The organism is Streptomyces sp. NPDC008092 (assembly GCF_042957285.1).
Lineage (GTDB): Bacteria > Actinomycetota > Actinomycetes > Streptomycetales > Streptomycetaceae > Streptomyces.
The window spans coordinates 1-1,668 of the sequence record NZ_JBIBHY010000040.1; the positions used below are offsets into that span (position 1 = coordinate 1).

At 69.8% G+C, this 1,668-nt stretch carries 2 protein-coding genes; one reads left to right on the forward strand and one right to left on the reverse strand.

What is annotated here, in order from left to right:
• Positions 1–270: 270 nt before the first annotated feature.
• Positions 271–1,062 carry an IS5 family transposase gene (locus ACFZB3_RS50075; protein WP_391390605.1) on the forward strand — a complete coding sequence of 264 codons (792 nt, stop codon included), beginning with the start codon at positions 271–273 and terminating at the stop codon, positions 1,060–1,062.
• Here the strand turns inward: ACFZB3_RS50075 and ACFZB3_RS50080 are convergent.
• Positions 1,019–1,555, reverse strand: a complete 537-nt coding sequence (locus ACFZB3_RS50080; RefSeq protein WP_391390606.1) for a hypothetical protein — start codon at positions 1,553–1,555, stop codon at positions 1,019–1,021. The genes ACFZB3_RS50075 and ACFZB3_RS50080 overlap by 44 nt on opposite strands.
• Positions 1,556–1,668: the final 113 nt, after the last annotated feature.

Below are 1,668 nucleotides of genomic sequence, written 5' to 3' on the forward strand. Positions count from 1 at the left end.
AGAAGCTGTTGTCTTTTCGATCTTGGGAGATGCGTGTCGAACGGGAGTCCCGATCGGGTGGTCGTGGGGCGCTGGGTGCATACGAAGGGGGCCTCCTGAACAGCTCGTTGGTGTCGAATCACCGAGCAGCAGCAGGAGGCCCTGGTGCACCAGTTTTGCGTGCCGATGGCCGGGCGGTCCAGTGCGGTCACCTGGGAGTGTGACTGTCTGGCTCACCGGTTCGGAAACGCCGCCGACAACGGGACGCGGCAGCGTCGCTACCCGACGGACATGACGGACGGGGAGTGGGCCCGGGTCCTGCCGCTGCTGCCGGTGCCGGGCTGGATGCGCGGCCGGGGCGGTCGGCCGGAGGGGTACTGCCACCGGGCCATGCTCGATGCGATCCGGTATCTCGTGGACAACGGGATCAAGTGGCGGGCGATGCCCGCCGACTTCCCGCCGTGGGACCGCATCTACGCGTTCTTCCGCCGCTGGCGCGACCACGGCCTGGTGAAGGAGTTCCACGACCGGTTGCGCGCGAGGGTCCGCGAGGAGCTGGGGCGCGATGCGGAGCCGACGGCCGCAGTGATCGACTCGCAGTCCGTCAAGGCGGACGCCGTCGTCGGATCGGACAGCCGCGGCTTCGACGGCGGCAAACTCATCAACGGCCGCAAGCGGCATGTCGTGGTCGACACGCTCGGCCTGCTGCTGGGCGTGATGGCCACCGCCGCGGACACCGGCGACCGCATCGCCGCCCAGGTGCTGCTCGGGCAGGTCGCCGACGTGCACCACCGGCTGGAACTGGTCTGGGCCGACGGCGGTTACACCGGCAGCCTCGTCGAGCACTGCCTGGCCGTGTTCGCGCTGGTTCTGGCGATCGTGAAACGCAGCGACGACATGCGCGGCTTCGTGGTGCTGCCCAAGCGGTGGATCGTCGAGCGCCTCTTCGCCCACCTGATGCGAAGCCGCCGTCTGGTGCGCGACTTCGAGCGGCGCACCGCCAGCGCCGAGGCGATGATCTACTGGTCGATGACCCTGCTCATGACGCGCCGCCTTGCCCGGCCGGGCCCTGGGCGAGGGTGAACCGCCCCGGCTGCCGCTCGGCCAGCCAGCCCCGCGCGACCAGGCGTTTCGCCTTCGACCGCAGTGCCTCTACTCGTGCCGGCACCACGTCCATGCCGAACACGGCGGCCATCTCCTGGCAGGTCAGCGGCCCTTGATGGAGCCGGTCCCGGTCCGTGAGCGCCGTGAGGATGCGCTGGTAGTCCACCGACAGCACCGACGCGTCAAGGCCCTCACGCCACACCGGCACCTGCGACTTCGGCTTCGCCGCGTCCCGGGGTTCCGGCGGCGCGTCCGCATCCCGCGGACCCTCAGTGACCTCGGTGCCGGCGGTGTTGCCGCCGTCCGGCGCCAGCACCGTGTCGACCCGCCTGCGGGCAATCGCCCACTCCTGCCATTCCTGCTCGGCCGCGGCGAGTTCGGCCTGGATGCGGTCGGCTTTCTCCCGCAGCCCGTCGACTCGACGGCGAGCGGCGAGCTCGTGCTGTTCCAGCAGTCCGACGACTGACGGCATTCGTGACCTCCCGGGGAGCGACGACCCGACAGGCCACGACTCCCACGGAATCACCACTGCTATCCCCGACCAGCGGAAACGCACCGATCACGCCCGAAAAGACAACAGCTTCT

Excerpts from the sequence above, each read along its gene's own strand:
- ACFZB3_RS50075 (WP_391390605.1), top strand. The coding sequence starts at position 271 with ATGACGGACGGGGAGTGGGCCCGGGTCCTGCCGCTGCTGCCGGTGCCG.
- ACFZB3_RS50080 (WP_391390606.1), bottom strand. The coding sequence starts at position 1,555 with ATGCCGTCAGTCGTCGGACTGCTGGAACAGCACGAGCTCGCCGCTCGC.